A 15,829-nucleotide genomic window follows, 5' to 3' on the forward strand; every position below is an offset into this window, starting at 1 on the left:
AACTATCATTCCGGGCCGACGTTATCGCCCGTCATCGGAGGTTTCGCCATGCGGATGTTTCTTGGAATGATTTTGGGCGCGCTGCTGCTTGCCTGCAGCGTGTATGTCTATGACTCCATGCAGACGTCGTCGGTTGCTAATGGCGAGGTTGCGACGACCAATCGCACCATCGTAAACTGGGATGTCGCAAAGGCCGATTGGGAAGCGCTGCGCGATCGCGCGCACAAAGATTGGGTCCGCATCTCCTCGAAGTAACGACGTGGTATCATGAATGAAATGAGGCGCCGTCGCGGGTCCGCGGCGGCGCCTTCGTATGCGGTGAATATCGCTCGGCTCAGTTCATCTTGGCCTTGCGGGCGTCGGCGATGACCTGCTCGAACTCGTTCATGCTGAGCACGCCCGGCACGCGGTACTTGCCGACGATGAAGGACGGGGTGCCGCGGAAACCGAAGGCTTCGGCCTGCTCGTTGTTGCGCTTGAGCACGGCGTCGATGTCCTTGGCGTGGTCTCCGAGATCGCGCTTCAACCGATCCATGTCGACGCCGGCGGCCGCGAGCAACTCGTTGATGCGTGGATCGGTCAGGCGCGAGCTGACGCCCATCATGGCGTCATGGGCCTGGTGGTATTTGTCCTGGAATTTCGCCGCGAGCGCGGTCCGCGCCGCCGTGACCGAAACCGGACCGAGGATCGGCCAGTCCTTCATCACCAGCCGGACCTTGCCGTCGTCCTGGATGACCTGACGCAACTCGGGCTCGAGCTTGCGGCAATAGGGGCAGTTATAGTCGGACCATTCGATGATGCTGATATTCCCGTCAGGATTGCCGGCGACGGGAACATCTGGGTCGCGCAGCACCTTGGCTTCGGTCAGCACCTCGTCTTCGTCGGTCGCCGCGCGCGCCGCGGTGATCCCACCGGCGACAAGGGCGCCCGCCCCGATCAGCGTCAGCGCCGCGCGCCGCGTCGGCACAAGGCCCTTGTTCCTGAATCCAACCATATCTCGTTCCATTTCGGTCCCATCTCCGTCGATACGGTTCGAGACTGGGAATTGTTACAAATCATATAGAGTGTCGCGGCGCCGATGTCATCGCACCAGCAGCGTGACCGCCAAGGGTACCAGGAAGGAGGTCACCAAAGCGTTCAGGCTCATGGCGATCCCGGAGAAGACGCCGGCGATCTCGTCGACCTGGAACGCTCGCGCGGTCCCGATCCCGTGCGCGGCAAGGCCGGCGGCAAAGCCGCGGGCGCGGAAATCGCTGATCCCAGTGCGGTTCATCAACGGCGTCACGATGATCGCGCCCATGATCCCGGTCAGGATGACTGCAACCGCGGCCAGCGAGGGATCGGCGTGCAGGGATTCGGCGATGCCCATGGCAACGCCGGCCGTGACGGATTTCGGCGCGAGCGACAAAACCACGTCGCGCGGCAGACCGGCGAACTCGGCCAGCAACACCACGGACACCACGGCGGTGACCGATCCCGCGACCAGCGCCACCAGCATCGGCGCGATCGAGGCGAGGACGCGCTTGCGGTTCTCGTAGAGGGGAACGGCCAGCGCGACCGTCGCGGGCCCCAAGAGGAAATGTACGAACTGCGCGCCGGCGAAATAGGTCGTGTAGGAGGTGCCGGTTAGCAGCAGGAAGGCGCCGACGATCCACATCGCATGCAGCACGGGATTGGCGAGGGGATGACGCCGAGTCGCCAGCGACACGGCGTCCGTGCCGGCATAGACCAGCAGCGTCACGGTCAACCAAAGCAACGGCGACTGCGAGAGATAGACCCAGAGCGAGAACGGATTGTCCTTCATCGCGCGTCCTGTTGCCTCAACAGGCGGCTGACCAGGCGGAAGGTGAGTACGGTCGCGAGCAGCGTGACGACCACCGACAGCGCGAGCACGAGAATGATGGCGATGCCGTGGGACGCGAACAGATCGAGCTTCTGCACGACGCCGACCCCGGCCGGCACGAACAGCAGCGACAGATGCGCGAGCAGACCCTTGCCGGCCGTCTCGACGCCATCATCGCGCAGCGGCCCGCGCGCGAGAAGCGCAAAGCGGTCGCGCGCGAGCAGCAGAATGAGGAGCAGCAATAGGCCGAGTACCGGGCCCGGCATCGGCAAGCCGAGGCTGCGCACGATGGCTTCGCCGATCAACTGGCAGAGCAGAATGAGACCAAGACTTGCAAGCATGATCTTGGCATCAAGGGATGCGCCGGCCGTCTTGTCAATCACCGCTATGCAGCGGGCGTGCGCGGTTCGTGCGAAGCGGCAACGCGCGGCAGCATCGCCATCAGCGTCCCGGTCATCGTTGCGATCAACGTGACCTTGCCCTCGTGCTCGGCAAACGCCTTGGCCTCGCAAAAGGTCAGCGTGCGGCCGGGCTTGACCACCTCTGCCTTGAAGACGAAACGCTCGCCCCGTGCCGGCGCGAGCAGCGTGGTCTTGAACTCGACGGTGAGGATATCGGCCTCGCGCGGCATCAGGGTGAAGGCAGCGACACCACAGGCGTTGTCGAGCCCTGCGGTGATGATGCCGGCGTGGACAAAGCCGTTCTGCTGTGTGAGGGCCGGCGAATGCAGCATGGCGAGTTCAGCCTCGCCCGGCGCAAGGCGGACGATCACGATGCCGAGCGTGTGCATCGCCGGCTGGCCGTCGAACATGGCGATGGCAGCCGCGCGATAACCCGGGTTCTTCGGCTCGTATGCGGCCATGGCTCAGGCCTCCGCGGGCTCGGCGAGATGCCTCAAAGCGAGCTCGCGAATGGCATCCGTGAACGGCACAGATTTACGCAGGCTGCGGTCCATGTGCACGCCCGTGATCTCGCACAACGCGGCGATCTCGCCGGTCTCGGCATTGGTCATGTCGTGCCGGAAGCGGATCGATTTGTCGCGGATCTCGAGCAGGTGACTGCGGATCTCGACGATGTCGCCGGCGAGCAGCTCGCGCTTGTAGGTGATGTTCTGCTGCACGGCGGCCATGCCGCGGCCGGAGCCGCGCAGGTAGCTCGGCGTGAGCCCGAGGCGGGCGAACAGATTCCAGTTGGCTTCGTCGAACTTGCCGACATACCACATGATGTTCATGTGGCCGACGTGATCGCACTGCCACGGATAGACCGTGCCGCGATAGGTCGCCTCCTGCTCCATCGCAATTCCCCCTGGCTCTTTCCCACCTTTGGTTATTGATACGGTAGCGTATCAACCTCCTCCCGCGTTAGCAATACGGCACCGTATCAAGAATCGGCGAGGCTTCCCGCATGAGTGACGGCAAAGGCGATGTCTGGGTCGAGGCAGGGCTCACCGAGCTCGCCCGATCGGGGGTCGAGGGGGTGCGGGTCGAGGTGCTCGCCAAGAACCTCGGCGTCACCAAGGGCGGCTTCTATCGCCGCTTCGCCGACCGTGCCGCGCTGCTCGGTGCCATGCTGGAACGCTGGCGCGTGGGGCGCTCAACGGCGATCGCGCAGCAGACGAGTCTCGATGGCCAAGACCCCCGTGAACGGCTGAGGGCGGTGATCCAACTCTATTCCGAGCGGCTCAATCCGGACGGGATGGCAATCGAGCTTGCGATCCGGCAATGGGCCCGCTCGGACGAGGGCGCCGCGACAGCGGTGGCGAACGTGGACGCGGCGCGGCTGAAGCACGTCGCCGAACTCTATCGCGCGACCGGCCTCGATACCGAGGCAGCCGAAGCGCAGGCCTTCCTGTTCTACTGCTTCATCTTCGGCCAGAGCCTGCTGTTCGTCGAGCGCGGCCCGCGCAAGCGATCGCAGCTCGTGGCGAAATCGGCCGAGAAGCTACTGGATTAAGCAAGAGGCCGGAGCTTGGCCCCGGCCTCTGTGTCGTCTTGAAGCGTCAGGCGGCGCCCTTCAGCTTCTTGTTGCATTCGCTGTAATAGCCGCCGCCCTTCTCGATCCACTTCATGCCGCCATTGCCGTTGGTGGTCTTGTTGGCGTTGTACTGGTCGACGCAGGTGTGCAGGCGCCCCTTGCCGGGGGTCTCCTTGGCGTATTTCGGATCGACCGCGTTCGGATAGATCGCGGGGCCGGCCGGCAGGGTCGGCGCAGCAGCCGGGGCGGCCTCCTTCTTCGCCTGCTTCGGCTCGGCAGGAACGGCGGGCGCAGCAGGAGCGGCCGCGGTCGGCGCAGCCGCTGGCGTCGCGTCCGCGCCGCACTGGGCCTTGCGGAAGTCGTTCCACTTCGTGGTGCCGAGCGAGCCGTCCTTCTTGGCGGCCTGGTATTTCGCGCTGCACTCCTGCGAGGTCAGCGCCTGCGCCGGCGCACTTGCCACCAGCGCGGCAAAGCCCGACAGCGCAACTGCACACAGCAACTTTGATTGAATGGTCATCCTTGTCTCCTCCTTGATCTTCCCCCGAGGGAAGTGAACCGAGGATTGCTATCCTAGCGTGCTGCCCGCTCGCGACAAGGAAGCGATGGCTGCTGCCGCCAAAATATAGTGACCCTCCACGTTCGAATTATTCATGTCGCGTTCAGCAACGCCAGCCGACTTTCGCGCCCTTCGCAATTCCCGCAAGAAGAGTGCAGCACCATGACCTTCACATCTCGCCTCGCCGTCGTCGCTCTCGCCTCCCTTCTCGCCACCGGCACTGCCTTCGCGCAGACCGCCGCGCCGGCAGCAAAGACCGACACCAAGACCACAACCGCCGCCCCCATGGACAAGAAGGCACCGAAGGAGCACTCGGCCGAGTCGCTCGAATGCTCCAAGCAGGCCGACGCCAAGGGCCTGCACGGCAAGGAGCGCAAGAAATTCCGCTCCGAATGCATCAAGACCGCCAAGGCCGGCATGGCCGCGCCGGCTGCGGACAAGAAGTAAGTCCTTCCCCCCTGCTCGCGGCTTCGGCGAGAGGCGCGCGCATTGCGGCATGACGTGGCCGCAATTGTGCGCCTCTCGCTGATTTGCGATAAGGTGGTGTGAAGCAAATCACCGCCTCCCTGCCGTTCGAATGGCCGAGCCGTGCCAAGATCTTGAGCACGGTGGAAACCCTCGTCATTGGCACCGCCGGAGGCCTCGTGTTTCTGCTCGCGGGCCTTCCGGGGGGATTGATCTCGGGCTCCATGATCGCGGTCGGGGTCGCCGCGATCGCCGGTCGCCAGCTGACGCTGCCGCCGATCCTGACTCAGACCGTGCTGGTGCTGCTCGGCATTTCGTTAGGATCAGTCGTCTCGCGCCACCTGCTTCAACAGGTCAGTGCCTATCCGCTCACCATCGGGCTGCTCGCGCTCGCGACCTTCTGCTCGACCTTCGGCTCCAGCTATTATCTCCAGCGCATCCACGGCTGGGACCGCACCTCGGCCTTCCTCGCCGGCAGCCCCGGCGCGCTGTCGCAGATCACGATCTTGGCGGTCGAGCGCGGCGCCGACCTGCCGGGCATCGCGGTGGTGCAGACCATGCGCGTCATCATCCTCACCGCGGCACTGCCCATGGTGCTGGCGTTCGCCGGCGTCGCACCCTCCGTCGCGCCGTCGCTGACGACGACGATTGCCTCGCCGCTCGACCTGGTCGAACTCGTCGCGGCCTCGCTGGCCGCGGCACTCCTCCTGCGGCTGATCAAGTTTCCGGCGAGCTGGATGTTCGGTGCGATGATCGGCTCAAGCGTGCTGCATGGCGCCGGCTGGGTCGAGGGCGGCCTGCCGGACTGGGTACGCGGCGTGGCGCTGGTCGGCATCGGCGCCCTGATCGGCAGCCGCTTCGCGCGGATGCGGATCAAGACGCTCGCCGGCCACATCAACGCGGCGCTGGGCTCGTTTGCCGTCGCCATCGCCGTCTCCGCGATCTTCGTCGGCATCGTGGCGCTCACCACGCAGGTGAAATTCTCTGATGTCGTGGTCGCCTACGCCCCCGGCGCGATGGACGCCATGCTGGCGCTGGCCCTGACGCTGCACATCGACCCGATCTTCGTCGGCGCACATCACCTCTCGCGTTTCGTCTTCGTGACGATCGCGACGCCGGGCATCGTGCACCTGTTCGGCCGGACGCAGGACGATGTGGATGATTGAGCCTCAGCGCTTCGCCGTCGCAACGAAGCCCCATGCGGCGATCGCAGCCATCAGGAGCGAGATCAGCACGTTGTAGCCGGCAAGCGAGAGGCCGAGGAAGCGCCACTGCACCTCGTCGCAGCGGACCACCTTCACGGTGTCGAGCCGCGACAGCAGATCGGTGGCGCTGCCGAGATTGACGACGGGACCGGAGCAGTCGGTCGGTCCCTTCCAAAAGCCCCATTCGACGCCGGCGTGATAGGAGCCGAGCCCGGCATTGGCGAGGCTCGCCAGCGCAAGGATCGCAAGGCCCGCGAGCAGCAGCGGCCTCGGCGCACCGCCCCGCGCCGCGAGTGCGATGAGCAGGCCGAGGGGGATCGCGAGGTAATAGGCGTAACGCTGCTCCAGGCAGAGCGGACAGGGCACGATCCCGAGCACGAGCTGGAAGAACCAGGCGCCCGCGATCGTGGCGGCCGCAATCAGGGTCACAGCGAGCGAGGCAGTCAGAGCCGGGCTGGTGGCCGCCGATTTGAATGCAGGTATTGCGGCACTCTGGGTCGTCACGGCAGCCTCTTTTCGATGGGTCGCTTTCCAAGGCTGTAACGCCGGCTCATGCGGCTGTCGAGAACGGCCGGGATCACTTTGGCGCGGGTTGACCCCGCTTTGTCCATGGCTATAGTCCGCCGGCTTCGCGACGCCTGCTTAGGGCCGACCGAGGGCCCCTGTGGCGGAACTGGTAGACGCGCTCGACTCAAAATCGAGTTCCGCAAGGAGTGCTGGTTCGATTCCGGCCAGGGGCACCAAGTCTAGAATATAAATTATAACAATGACTTATTCGGCAGCCTCGATTCCGGATTCTCGGAAAAATTTTCGCCGCGAATTTTGATATTCCGAATGAAGAAAACTGACCGCTGAATGTTGCGACTAATTCCCTCGGTGGCTGCTCGCTCCTCACTCAAGCTAGGGCCGGAAACGGGAATTTTGCCGCCCTTGCGTGATCCGCGATGCCGGCAGCCGCTCAAGTGGCACAACTCTGGATTCCACCCATGCAGAGGTACTTGATTTCCAGATAGTCCTCGATGCCGTATCTCGAACCCTCACGGCCGTTGCCGCTCTCCTTGCCGCCGAACGGTGCAACCTCGGTCGAGATCAGGCCTTCGTTGATACCGACGATGCCGTACTCGAGCGCTTCGGCAACGCGCCAGACCCGTCCGATATCGCGGCCGTAGAAATAGGCCGCAAGTGCGAACTCGGTATCGTTCGCAAGCCTGATTGCTTCCTCTTCAGTCTTGAAGCGCAATACAGGCGCGACCGGGCCGAAAGTTTCCTCGCGGAAGACCAACATGTCCGACGTGGCATCCGCCAACACCTGAAGCGCTCAGCGTTAAGTGGGGTCGTTGCCGCTCAGAAACTGTGTCACGACCTCGATCTGGTCATCAGCGATCAGGGCCGGCGCATGCCCGCAGTCCGCGACGGTGTGAACGCGGACATTGCGATTGCGCCGCATCATGTCCTTGAGGACGCCTTCTGAAAGCAAATCCGATTGCTGCCCGCGTATCACAAGAATGGGGACGTCGATCGCGTCCCAGTATTTCCAGAGATCGACGCTGTAGTGCCAAGGATTTCGAAAGGCATGGGCGATATTCGGATCGCACAGCGGCCTGAAACAGCGTCCCTCCGCGCTCCAGACCACACTATGCGTCGTCAGATGCCGCCAGTGCGCATCCTCCAATCGCCCGAACGGAGCCAGAACCCGCCGGTAGTAGCCTTCGGCCTGTTCGATCGTCTCAAAGAATCTTGGCGCATCGTTGAGATTGGCGCCGAGGCGAAGCAATCCGGTCCAGGGCAGATAAGGCCCAATATCGTTGATGACGATGCGACGGATCGGACTGCCCGGAAGGGCAGCCAGCACCATCCCGATCAAGCCGCCCAGCGACGTTCCAACCCAGTCGATTTCCGTTGCATCAAGCGCTGCCATCAGCACGGTCATGTCGCTGCAATATTGCGGCAACGCGTAATCGCTGCTGTCATGCAGCCGCTCGCTTTGTCCCCGGCCAGGCAAATCCGGGCAAATGACGCGCCGACCCGCGCTGGCGAGAACTGCGGCGAGGTGATCGAAGTCCCGGCCGTTTCTGGTCAACCCATGGACGCAGAGCACCGGCCGCACCGCGGGCACGGGCCCCCAATCCGTGAATGCGATGCGATGGAAGCTGCGCCGGGTCAGCCCGCGCACCGATCCGGTGCGGTCGGGCGCCCTCTGCCGTCCTTCAGGCCAGTCCGCGGGGCGCAACTCGGTGGATTTCAGCTCCATCGGTCTATTCGACAAACCGGTGGGCGTCGGCCGAGGTTTCGAAGATATGCGGCGCGACATCGCGGCGGGCCAGCGCGTCGCCGAGCTTCAGGCGCATGAATGCGCTGGTGGTGTAGCGCGAGGCATGATCGTAGCAGGTCCGCTCGACCTCGGCGGCCATTGAAAACCATTTCTCCGCCATGTCGGGAGCGATGTAAGACGAATCGTAATTGACGACTGCGGAAAACCGGCGTCCGACACGATGGAAGAGTTCGAGGATCGACGCCCGGATTACCTCGACGTCGGCATCTCTATGGACCCGATAGCCGTCAAGTCCGAGAAACAGCGTGTTGCGATCGGCATCGTACGACAGCCGCTCCGCCAGCGGCCTGTTGAGCAGCCGGTCGTCGAGCTGCATCAGCGCTTCGCTGAACAGCGAAACATCCATGGATTTCGGCGCGCGGATGATGGGCCGAAAGCCCATGAGCGCGAGAATGTCGCGCTCCATATCGATACCCGGCGCGATCTCGATCAGTTCGAGACCTTCGGGAGTGAGGCGGAACACGCATCGCTCCGTCACATAGAGAACGGGCTGCCTGTTGGTTGCGGCAAGCTGGCCCGAAAACGTGATCTGATCCACCTTGCCGATGAATTTCGAGGACTTGCCTTCGCTGAGGATCTTGAGCTGACCATCCACGACCGACGTCTTGAGCCCAGCGGTGGTAAAGGTGCCTGCGAAGATCAGCCGGCGCGCATTCTGGGATATGTTGATGAAGCCGCCGGCGCCGGCCAGGCGGCCATTGAACAGGCTGACGTTGACGTCGCCGCGGCCATTGACCTGAGCCATGCCGAGACAGGCCAGATCGAGCCCGCCGCCGTCGTAGAAATCGAACATCTGGTTCTGGTCGATGATCGATTCTGCATTGATCGAAGCACCGAAATCGAGGCCGCCTTGCGGAATACCGCCGATGATGCCGGGCTCGGCAGTCAGCGTCACAAAGTCGAACAGCTTCTCTTCGGCGGCAACCGACGCAACGCCCTCGGGCATGCCGATGCCGAGATTGACCACGCCGCCCATCGGCAGTTCCAGGGCGCAGCGGCGCGCAATGATCTTGCGGTTATCCAGCGCCATCGGAACATTGCGATCGGCCGGCGCGCGCAATTCGCCCGAGAATGCGCCGTTGTAACCAGTGGCATAAGTCTGGACATGGTTTTCGGGCTGCGCAACGACGACGCAGTCGATCAAGACGCTCGGAATCTTGACGTGACGCGGATTGAGCGAGCCGGAGGCGGCGATGCGCTCCACCTGCGCGATGACGAACCCCTTGCAGTTCTTGGCGGCCGTTGCCAGCGCCAGATTGTCGAGGGTCAAGGCCTCTTTTTCCATCGAGATGTTGCCGTTGTGGTCGGCGGTGGTACCTCTGATGATCGCAACGTTGATCGGAAATGCCTTGTAGAAGAGCCATTGTTCGCCATCGATTTCGATCAGCCGCACCAGCTCTTCGGTGGTGCGCGCATTCAGCTTTCCGCCGCCATTGGCCGGATCGACGAAGGTGCCGAGCCCGACCTTGGAGAGAAGCCCGGCCTTGCGCCCCGCAATTTCGCGAAACAGATGCGATACGCATCCGAGCGGCAGATTATAGGCCTCGACGTGATTGTCGACCGCCATCCGTGCGAGCTTCGGAACCAGGCCGAAATGTCCGCCGACCAGGCGTTTGATCAGGCCGGGATGCGCCAGGCGGTTGAGACCGCGATCGGCGCCATCCCCCGGCGCCGCCGCGAACACCAACGAAAGGTCCCGCGGCTCTCCGGTCTGCACGAAGCGCCGCTCCAGCGCCTTGATGATCTCGTCGGGCGTTCCCACGCCGACGAAGCCGGACGAGGCGACGGTGTCACCGGAACGGATGATGGCCACCGCCTCGGCGGCGTCGACGATCTTGTTGCGCATCAGGCTTCACTTCCGGGATTGGCGTCGCGGGCGACCAGCCAGTCGGCAATGCTCTGGCTCAGCTTGCCCTGCGATTTGCTGGAGACGAACAGGCCGACATGGCCGCCGGGCAGCGGAATTTCGGTATAATCCGTGCTGCCGATCTTCGCGCCGAGCGCACGCGAGCAGTCCGGCGGAATGATATGGTCGTCCAGCGCAAAAACATTCAGCACGGGAGCCGTGATCGACTTCAGATCGACCCGACAGCCGGACAGTTCAAAGCTGCCATCGACCAGGCGGTTCTCCTGGTAGAGATCCTTCAGCCACTGCTTCGCCGCTTCGCCAGGATGATGCGGACGGTCCGCGAGCCACTTTTCCATACGGAGGAAATTCATGAACTTCGCCTCGTCATCGACGACGTCGATGAGATCGACATTGTATTTCGTCAGTGACCGCATCGGCGTCATCATCGAGAACACCGAGCTCATGAACTCGCCCGGCAGCACGCCGTAGGTATCGACCAGCTTGTCGATGTCATCAGGATCGAGGCTGCGGGTCCAGAGGTTGAGGAAGCCGTGGTGCGCGGCCTTGTCCTTGACATCGGCATGGAAGTCGATCGGGGTGATGGTGATGACGAGATTTTTTACCTTCTCCGGATGCAGAGCGGCGTAGCACGTCGTAAAGACGCCGCCTTCGCAGATGCCGAGCAGCGTGATCTTGTCATGGCCGGTTTCCTGCGCGATGCGGTCGACTGCGGCCTCGATGTAGTCATCGACGTAATCATCAATTTTCAGCCATCGCTCGGTTCGGCCCGGCTGGCCCCAGTCGATCAGCCAGAGATCGAGCCCTTTTGAGAGCAGGCTGCGCACCAGCGAACGGTCGGGCTGTAAATCGGCCATGGTATACCGCCCGATCAGGCCGTAGGCCAAAAGGACGGGCGTCTTCGCGGTCGCTTCCGCCATCGGCTCGTAATGGAACAGCTCGACCTTGTCGCGGCGCATGACGAGATGCTTCGGCGTCGTGCCGATGGCGACGTCTTCATCCCGCGTATTGGCGATCAGCTGTGCCGCCTTGAACATTTTCTCGGCATTGGCCGCCATGTCGCGGGCGACGCGCAAGGTCTGATCCTCTTGATCGCTCATCGTGCGCCTTCGCTCTTCTGGTCGCGGATCTGGCGGGCGAGCGTACGGACTTCTCGGCGGAGTTCGGTCAATTGCCGCGTCACGTCGTCGAAATCCTTGCGAGTCGGCAGGCCCAACATGGCTGACGCCGCTTCAGCTACGTCATCCTGCCGACTCCGCAATTTGAGCCCCGCCTGGAGTAGCTCTTTCTGAGCTTGCAAAAACCCGTCGGTGCGCTGGTTACGGATCAGTTCCTCGTTGGAGATTTCGCTCCATTTGGCGAACGCCTCGCGCCACTCCGGATGCGGGGAGCCACCGCTAGCCGTTGCGGACATCGTCTCGTAAAACCGCTTCGACGCTTCAGGCCACGGCGCGGCAGCGACCGCATTGTAGCTCGCAAGCCGCTGACGCATCTCGATCCAGGCGCCAAAGGCCAACGCCATTTTCCGGTCGATGTCCCAGAAATCGGCAAGCCGCGGCCCCTGCGCCATTCGCTCGATCGCTGCCGACAATTCGTTGCCGTCGCCAAAACCACCCGGTTTCTCCGACAGACGCGCCAGCATGAACGGTGCCATCGACCCTGACCACGCCTCGACCATGCGGTTCGAGGATTCGGCCATCGTCTGCCAAAGCTTCGCCCATTCCAGGCCGGGATCGGAATCAACGGAAGCCGATTTGTCGTTCTCGCTCATGCTGCTCACTCTTTGTGCCCGTTCAGGCTGCCGCGCGGTTGCCGAACGCCTCGGTGTAGATCGCAAGCGCATCGTCGAAGCTCAATTCCCTGGGATTGTTGACCAGAAGCCGCGTCTGCTTCATCGCGTCCTCGGCGAGCTTCTTCAGGTCGCCCCTCGCGATGCCGACATCGGCCAGCGAGGCCGGCACGTTGCAATCCCGGCAGATCGCCGCGATCGCATCGACGAACAGCCGTGCCCGCTGGCTGACACTCATTCCTTCCGACTTGGGATCGACGATCGGCCCCAGTTCGGCGTATAGCCCTTCGGCCTCCGGCAAATTGAAGCGCAGCACCTGGGTCAGCACCAGGGCATTCGACAGGCCATGCGGCACGTGGAACAGCGCGCCGATCGGATAGGCCAGCGCGTGCACGGCGGCCACCGGGGAATTGGCGAACGCCATGCCGGCCAGCATCGAACCCAGCAGCATTTGCGACCGCGCTTCGAGATTGGATCCGTCCGCACAGACCGTCCGGACATTCGCCGACAGCAGGGCGAGAGCCTGCCGCGCCAACTGGTCCGACATCGGATTCTTCCGGTGCTTGCTGGTATAGGCTTCGATCGCATGGACCATGGCGTCGATGCCGGTCGCCGCGGTGACATGCGCGGGCAGGCCGAGCGTCAGCTCCGGATCAAGGATCGCCCAGTCCGGAAGCAGGCGGGGCGCAACGACGCCCTTTTTCTCGGTCGTCGGCGTGGTGACGATCGCGATCGGGGTCACCTCCGAGCCCGTTCCGGCCGTTGTCGGCACCAGCAGCAGCGGAAGGCGTTCGCCCTTGGCAAGGCCGACGCCGTAGATATCTTCGAGGCGATCAGGCGTCTTGGCCAGATAGGCCACCAGCTTCGCGGTATCGAGCGCGCTGCCGCCGCCAATCGAGGCAACCAGCTCGATGTCCTTGTCACGGCAAAGTGCGACCGCCCGCTCGATGATATGCGACGGCGGATCCGCCTCCACATCTTCGAATATTGTCAGTTCGCAGCCGCCGGCAACCAGGCCAGCCTCGGCGTTTTTCGTCAGGCCGGCATTGCGTACACCCTTGTCGGTCACCAGCAGGACACGTTTTGCCGCGTATCCCGCGACCAACTCCGCCAACTTCTTCGATGCGCCTGCCTCGAACAGGATGTTGGGCGGTGCCTGGAACGTAAAGGCTTTCATCTGACATCACTCCTGATCTGATCGGACGTTACTGCCGCAAGCGCCGCGGCGAGCTGTTCGGTCACGGCGTCAATCGGCTGCAAGCCGTCGACGATGTTGAGCAGTCCCTGCGACCGGTAGTATTCCGTGACCGGCGCGGTTTGCTCGCGATAAACGTCGAGCCGGGTCTTGAAGACCTCCGGATTATCGTCGCGGCGCACCGGCGCGCCTCGGCTTGCCGCCTCGTCGGCGCGCCCCTTGATGCGGTCGAGCAGTGCATCTTCATCGACCTTGAGCTCGAGTACCGCATCGAGCTTAATGTCCCGACTGGCCAGTTCCCGATCGAGCGCTTCGGCCTGGGCGACCGTGCGCGGGAAGCCGTCAAGGATAAAGCCGTTTGCCGCGTCGGAATGATCGATACGGTTGGCGATCACGGACACCACGACATCGTCGGGCACAAGTTCACCGCGATCCATGATGTGCTTGACGCGCAATCCCGCAGCCGTGCCTTCCGCGACCGCCTGGCGCAGCATGTCACCGGTCGACAATTGCGGAATCGCAAATCGAGTCACGATCCTCGTCGCCTGCGTGCCCTTGCCTGCGCCTGGCGGCCCCAACAGAACCAGTCTCATATCCTTGCCCATATCTCGGTTTTAGCTCTTTGCCCGGGCGATTGCCTCGACGATCAGTCGGCGCGCTTCAGCACTGTCACCCCAGCCGACCACCTTGACCCACTTTCCCGGCTCCAGATCCTTGTAGTGCTCAAAGAAGTGCTGGATCTGCTCGATCGCGATCTGCGGCATGTCGGCGATCCCGTTGACGTGGGCGTAGCGCATTGTCAGTTTTGGCATCGGCACGGCGATGATCTTCTCGTCGCCGCCGCCCTCGTCGTCCATCTTGAGTACGCCGATCGGCCGGACATTGATCACGGCACCAGGAGCGATCGGCCGCGAGTTGGCCACGAGCACGTCGATCGGATCCCCATCATCCGAAAGCGTGTGCGGCACGAAGCCATAATTTCCGGGATAGCGCATTGGCGTATACAGGAAGCGATCGACGAACAGCGCGCCCGCAGCCTTGTTCATTTCGTATTTGATCGGTTCACCGCCGATTGGGACCTCGATGATGACATTGACGTCTTCAGGAGGATTGTCGCCGATCGAGATCGCCTCGATATTCATTTCGGCCCCGTCTTTTGGCTATGGCAGTTCTTGATGAGATCATCGACCACGGCGGGATCGGCTAGGGTCGAGGTGTCGCCGAGCGCGCCAACTTCGTTCTCGGCGATCTTGCGCAAAATCCGACGCATGATCTTTCCAGAGCGGGTCTTGGGCAGGCCCGGCGCAAACTGAATGACATCGGGTGCGGCGATTGGTCCGATCTCCTTGCGGACCCAGGCCACCAGCTCCTTGCGCAATTCCCCGGATGGCTCCGCATCGGACATCAAGGTGACGTAAGCGTAGATGCCCTGCCCCTTGATGTCGTGCGGAAAGCCGACGACAGCGGCTTCGGAAACCTTCTGATGTGCCACCAGCGCGCTTTCGACTTCGGCGGTCCCCATGCGGTGGCCGGAGACGTTGATCACGTCGTCGACGCGGCCGGTGATCCAGTAGTAGCCGTCGGCGTCGCGCCGGCAGCCATCGCCTGTGAAATACTTGCCCGGATAGGTCGCAAAATAGGTTTGCATGAAGCGCTCGTGATCGCCGTAGACCGTGCGCATCTGGCCCGGCCAGGAATCGGCAATGACGAGATTGCCTTCGCACGCGCCGGTCAGCACGGCGCCATTTGCGTCTACAACTTCCGGCATCACCCCGAAGAACGGCAGGGTTGCCGAACCTGGCTTCAAAGCGGTCGCGCCGGAAAGCGGCGAGATCAGAATGCCAGCGGTCTTGGTCTGCCACCAGGTATCGACGATCGGACAACGTCCATCGCCGACGACGCGGTGATACCAATCCCAGGCCTCCGGATTGATCGGTTCGCCGACCGAGCCGAGCAACCGCAGCGATGCACGGCTGGTCTGTTTAACCGGCCCTTCGCCCGCACCCATCAACGAACGGATGGCGGTCGGCGCGGTATCCGACTTGTCTACGCCCACTTTGCAGCCCTTCCCGACGCATCATGATGCGATTGTCTTGAGCGAATGATGCACCGTCCGCACTCCGACCGCGTGCAGGCACCATCCTGTTATCAAGCGATACGATCGTCGCTTTGAGGCGAGCGGTCCTACTTATTCAGGTCAACGGTCGACGGCGGGCTCATCGCACTTGCAAGCTCGCGAAACTGCGCGTTCATTTTGTCCATCTGCTCCTTGAGATGGCTTTGGTAAACCGCACTCATTTCCTGCGGGTCCTTGGCATGCAACAGCCGTTGCGCAAGCTCGAAGCCCGAAGCCACATTTTCCTCGGCGAACGCGACTGCCCTTTCGTTCATCTCCTTCGCCGCCGAATAGGTTGAGCGAACGCTGGAATCGGCCTTCTCTCTCAATTTCTGGGATTCCGTTATGTATTTCGACACAGCCTCTTTCGCCTTGTCGAGCGTGGTCTGCGCCATTTCCCGCATCTTCTCGGCCTGCTCGTTGATCTGCTCACTCATTGCACTCTCCATCGCCAGCGCTTGCGACTGCGCCAATTTCAGCTCAGCCA

At 62.9% G+C, this 15,829-nt stretch carries 19 protein-coding genes, 1 tRNA gene and 2 pseudogenes; 5 read left to right on the forward strand and 17 right to left on the reverse strand.

Annotation, left to right across the window (positions count from 1 at the left end; translation table 11 throughout):
* Positions 1-48 precede the first annotated feature (48 nt).
* Entirely contained in the window at positions 49-255 is a 207-nt protein-coding gene (locus FXB41_RS06145) for a hypothetical protein (RefSeq protein ID WP_007597407.1), read from the forward strand.
* Between the two features lie 79 nt (positions 256-334).
* Here the strand turns inward: FXB41_RS06145 and FXB41_RS06150 are convergent, their stop codons facing one another.
* The 5 genes from FXB41_RS06150 to FXB41_RS06170 form a co-directional block, all read right to left on the reverse strand.
* Entirely contained in the window at positions 335-994 is a 660-nt protein-coding gene (locus FXB41_RS06150) for a DsbA family protein (RefSeq protein ID WP_219680537.1), read from the reverse strand.
* An 87-nt stretch (positions 995-1,081) separates the two neighbouring features.
* Positions 1,082-1,804: an LrgB family protein gene (locus FXB41_RS06155; RefSeq protein WP_007597415.1), complete on the reverse strand. Its 723-nt coding sequence runs from the start codon at positions 1,802-1,804 to the stop codon at positions 1,082-1,084.
* Positions 1,801-2,184: a CidA/LrgA family protein gene (locus FXB41_RS06160; RefSeq protein WP_219680620.1), complete on the reverse strand. Its 384-nt coding sequence runs from the start codon at positions 2,182-2,184 to the stop codon at positions 1,801-1,803. The genes FXB41_RS06155 and FXB41_RS06160 overlap by 4 nt, the downstream gene beginning before the upstream one ends.
* Before the next feature lie 44 nt (positions 2,185-2,228).
* The gene (locus FXB41_RS06165) at positions 2,229-2,705 is read right to left on the reverse strand and encodes a PaaI family thioesterase (protein ID WP_007597420.1); all 477 of its coding nucleotides are present in this window, start codon (positions 2,703-2,705) and stop codon (positions 2,229-2,231) included.
* 3 nt (positions 2,706-2,708) lie between these two features.
* A complete protein-coding gene (locus tag FXB41_RS06170) occupies positions 2,709-3,137 on the reverse strand; it encodes an acyl-CoA thioesterase (RefSeq protein WP_007597421.1) in 429 nt (142 codons plus the stop codon).
* 110 nt (positions 3,138-3,247) lie between these two features.
* Here FXB41_RS06170 and FXB41_RS06175 point away from each other — a divergent pair, with 110 nt between their 5' ends.
* A complete protein-coding gene (locus tag FXB41_RS06175; protein ID WP_219680540.1) occupies positions 3,248-3,796 on the forward strand; it encodes a TetR/AcrR family transcriptional regulator in 549 nt (182 codons plus the stop codon).
* Between the two features lie 46 nt (positions 3,797-3,842).
* On the opposite strand, the gene FXB41_RS06180 is transcribed toward FXB41_RS06175, so the two are convergent.
* Positions 3,843-4,334, reverse strand: coding sequence for a hypothetical protein (locus FXB41_RS06180; RefSeq protein ID WP_007597423.1), 492 nt, complete (start codon positions 4,332-4,334; stop codon positions 3,843-3,845).
* Positions 4,335-4,535: 201 nt separating this feature from the next.
* On the opposite strand from FXB41_RS06180, the gene FXB41_RS06185 reads away from it, so the two are divergent.
* Together FXB41_RS06185 and FXB41_RS06190 are read left to right on the forward strand one after the other, a co-directional pair.
* Positions 4,536-4,820, forward strand: a complete 285-nt coding sequence (locus tag FXB41_RS06185; protein WP_007597424.1) for a PsiF family protein — start codon at positions 4,536-4,538, stop codon at positions 4,818-4,820.
* Positions 4,821-4,918: 98 nt separating this feature from the next.
* Positions 4,919-6,004: an AbrB family protein gene (locus FXB41_RS06190; protein ID WP_219680543.1), complete on the forward strand. Its 1,086-nt coding sequence runs from the start codon at positions 4,919-4,921 to the stop codon at positions 6,002-6,004.
* A 3-nt stretch (positions 6,005-6,007) separates the two neighbouring features.
* On the opposite strand, the gene FXB41_RS06195 is transcribed toward FXB41_RS06190, so the two are convergent.
* Positions 6,008-6,547 carry a disulfide bond formation protein B gene (locus FXB41_RS06195; protein ID WP_007597428.1) on the reverse strand — a complete coding sequence of 180 codons (540 nt, stop codon included), beginning with the start codon at positions 6,545-6,547 and terminating at the stop codon, positions 6,008-6,010.
* 154 nt (positions 6,548-6,701) lie between these two features.
* Here FXB41_RS06195 and FXB41_RS06200 point away from each other — a divergent pair.
* A tRNA-Leu gene (locus tag FXB41_RS06200) sits at positions 6,702-6,786 on the forward strand.
* 215 nt (positions 6,787-7,001) lie between these two features.
* Here FXB41_RS06200 and FXB41_RS06205 read toward each other — a convergent pair.
* The 10 genes and pseudogenes from FXB41_RS06205 to FXB41_RS06250 form a co-directional block, all read right to left on the reverse strand.
* Positions 7,002-7,352: pseudogene (locus FXB41_RS06205) on the reverse strand (aldehyde dehydrogenase family protein); the annotation flags it as partial.
* A gap of 15 nt (positions 7,353-7,367) precedes the next feature.
* Positions 7,368-8,159 carry an alpha/beta fold hydrolase gene (locus FXB41_RS06210; protein ID WP_311985798.1) on the reverse strand — a complete coding sequence of 264 codons (792 nt, stop codon included), beginning with the start codon at positions 8,157-8,159 and terminating at the stop codon, positions 7,368-7,370.
* Positions 8,160-8,298: 139 nt separating this feature from the next.
* Positions 8,299-10,221, reverse strand: coding sequence for an acyl CoA:acetate/3-ketoacid CoA transferase (locus FXB41_RS06215; RefSeq protein WP_219680556.1), 1,923 nt, complete (start codon positions 10,219-10,221; stop codon positions 8,299-8,301).
* On the reverse strand, positions 10,221-11,342 hold the full coding sequence (gene phaC, locus FXB41_RS06220) for a class III poly(R)-hydroxyalkanoic acid synthase subunit PhaC (protein WP_219680559.1): 1,122 nt from the start codon (positions 11,340-11,342) through the stop codon (positions 10,221-10,223). Before phaC ends, FXB41_RS06215 begins: the two co-directional genes overlap by 1 nt.
* Positions 11,339-12,013: a poly(R)-hydroxyalkanoic acid synthase subunit PhaE gene (locus FXB41_RS06225; protein WP_219680562.1), complete on the reverse strand. Its 675-nt coding sequence runs from the start codon at positions 12,011-12,013 to the stop codon at positions 11,339-11,341. The genes phaC and FXB41_RS06225 overlap by 4 nt, the downstream gene beginning before the upstream one ends.
* Positions 12,014-12,035: 22 nt before the next feature.
* On the reverse strand, positions 12,036-13,208 hold the full coding sequence (locus FXB41_RS06230) for an iron-containing alcohol dehydrogenase (RefSeq protein ID WP_219680563.1): 1,173 nt from the start codon (positions 13,206-13,208) through the stop codon (positions 12,036-12,038).
* A complete protein-coding gene (locus FXB41_RS06235; protein ID WP_035995301.1) occupies positions 13,205-13,819 on the reverse strand; it encodes an adenylate kinase in 615 nt (204 codons plus the stop codon). The genes FXB41_RS06230 and FXB41_RS06235 overlap by 4 nt, the downstream gene beginning before the upstream one ends.
* A gap of 21 nt (positions 13,820-13,840) precedes the next feature.
* Positions 13,841-14,368, reverse strand: coding sequence for an inorganic diphosphatase (gene ppa / locus FXB41_RS06240; RefSeq protein WP_219680565.1), 528 nt, complete (start codon positions 14,366-14,368; stop codon positions 13,841-13,843).
* Positions 14,365-15,261, reverse strand: a pseudogene (locus FXB41_RS06245) (AMP-binding enzyme); the annotation flags it as partial. The pseudogene FXB41_RS06245 and the gene ppa, both read right to left, overlap by 4 nt.
* 149 nt (positions 15,262-15,410) lie before the next feature.
* Positions 15,411-15,779, reverse strand: coding sequence for a phasin family protein (locus FXB41_RS06250; RefSeq protein ID WP_007597440.1), 369 nt, complete (start codon positions 15,777-15,779; stop codon positions 15,411-15,413).
* Positions 15,780-15,829 lie beyond the last annotated feature (50 nt).

Origin of the sequence: Bradyrhizobium canariense, from assembly GCF_019402665.1 — a bacterium.
GTDB classification, from domain to species: Bacteria; Pseudomonadota; Alphaproteobacteria; order Rhizobiales; family Xanthobacteraceae; genus Bradyrhizobium; species Bradyrhizobium canariense.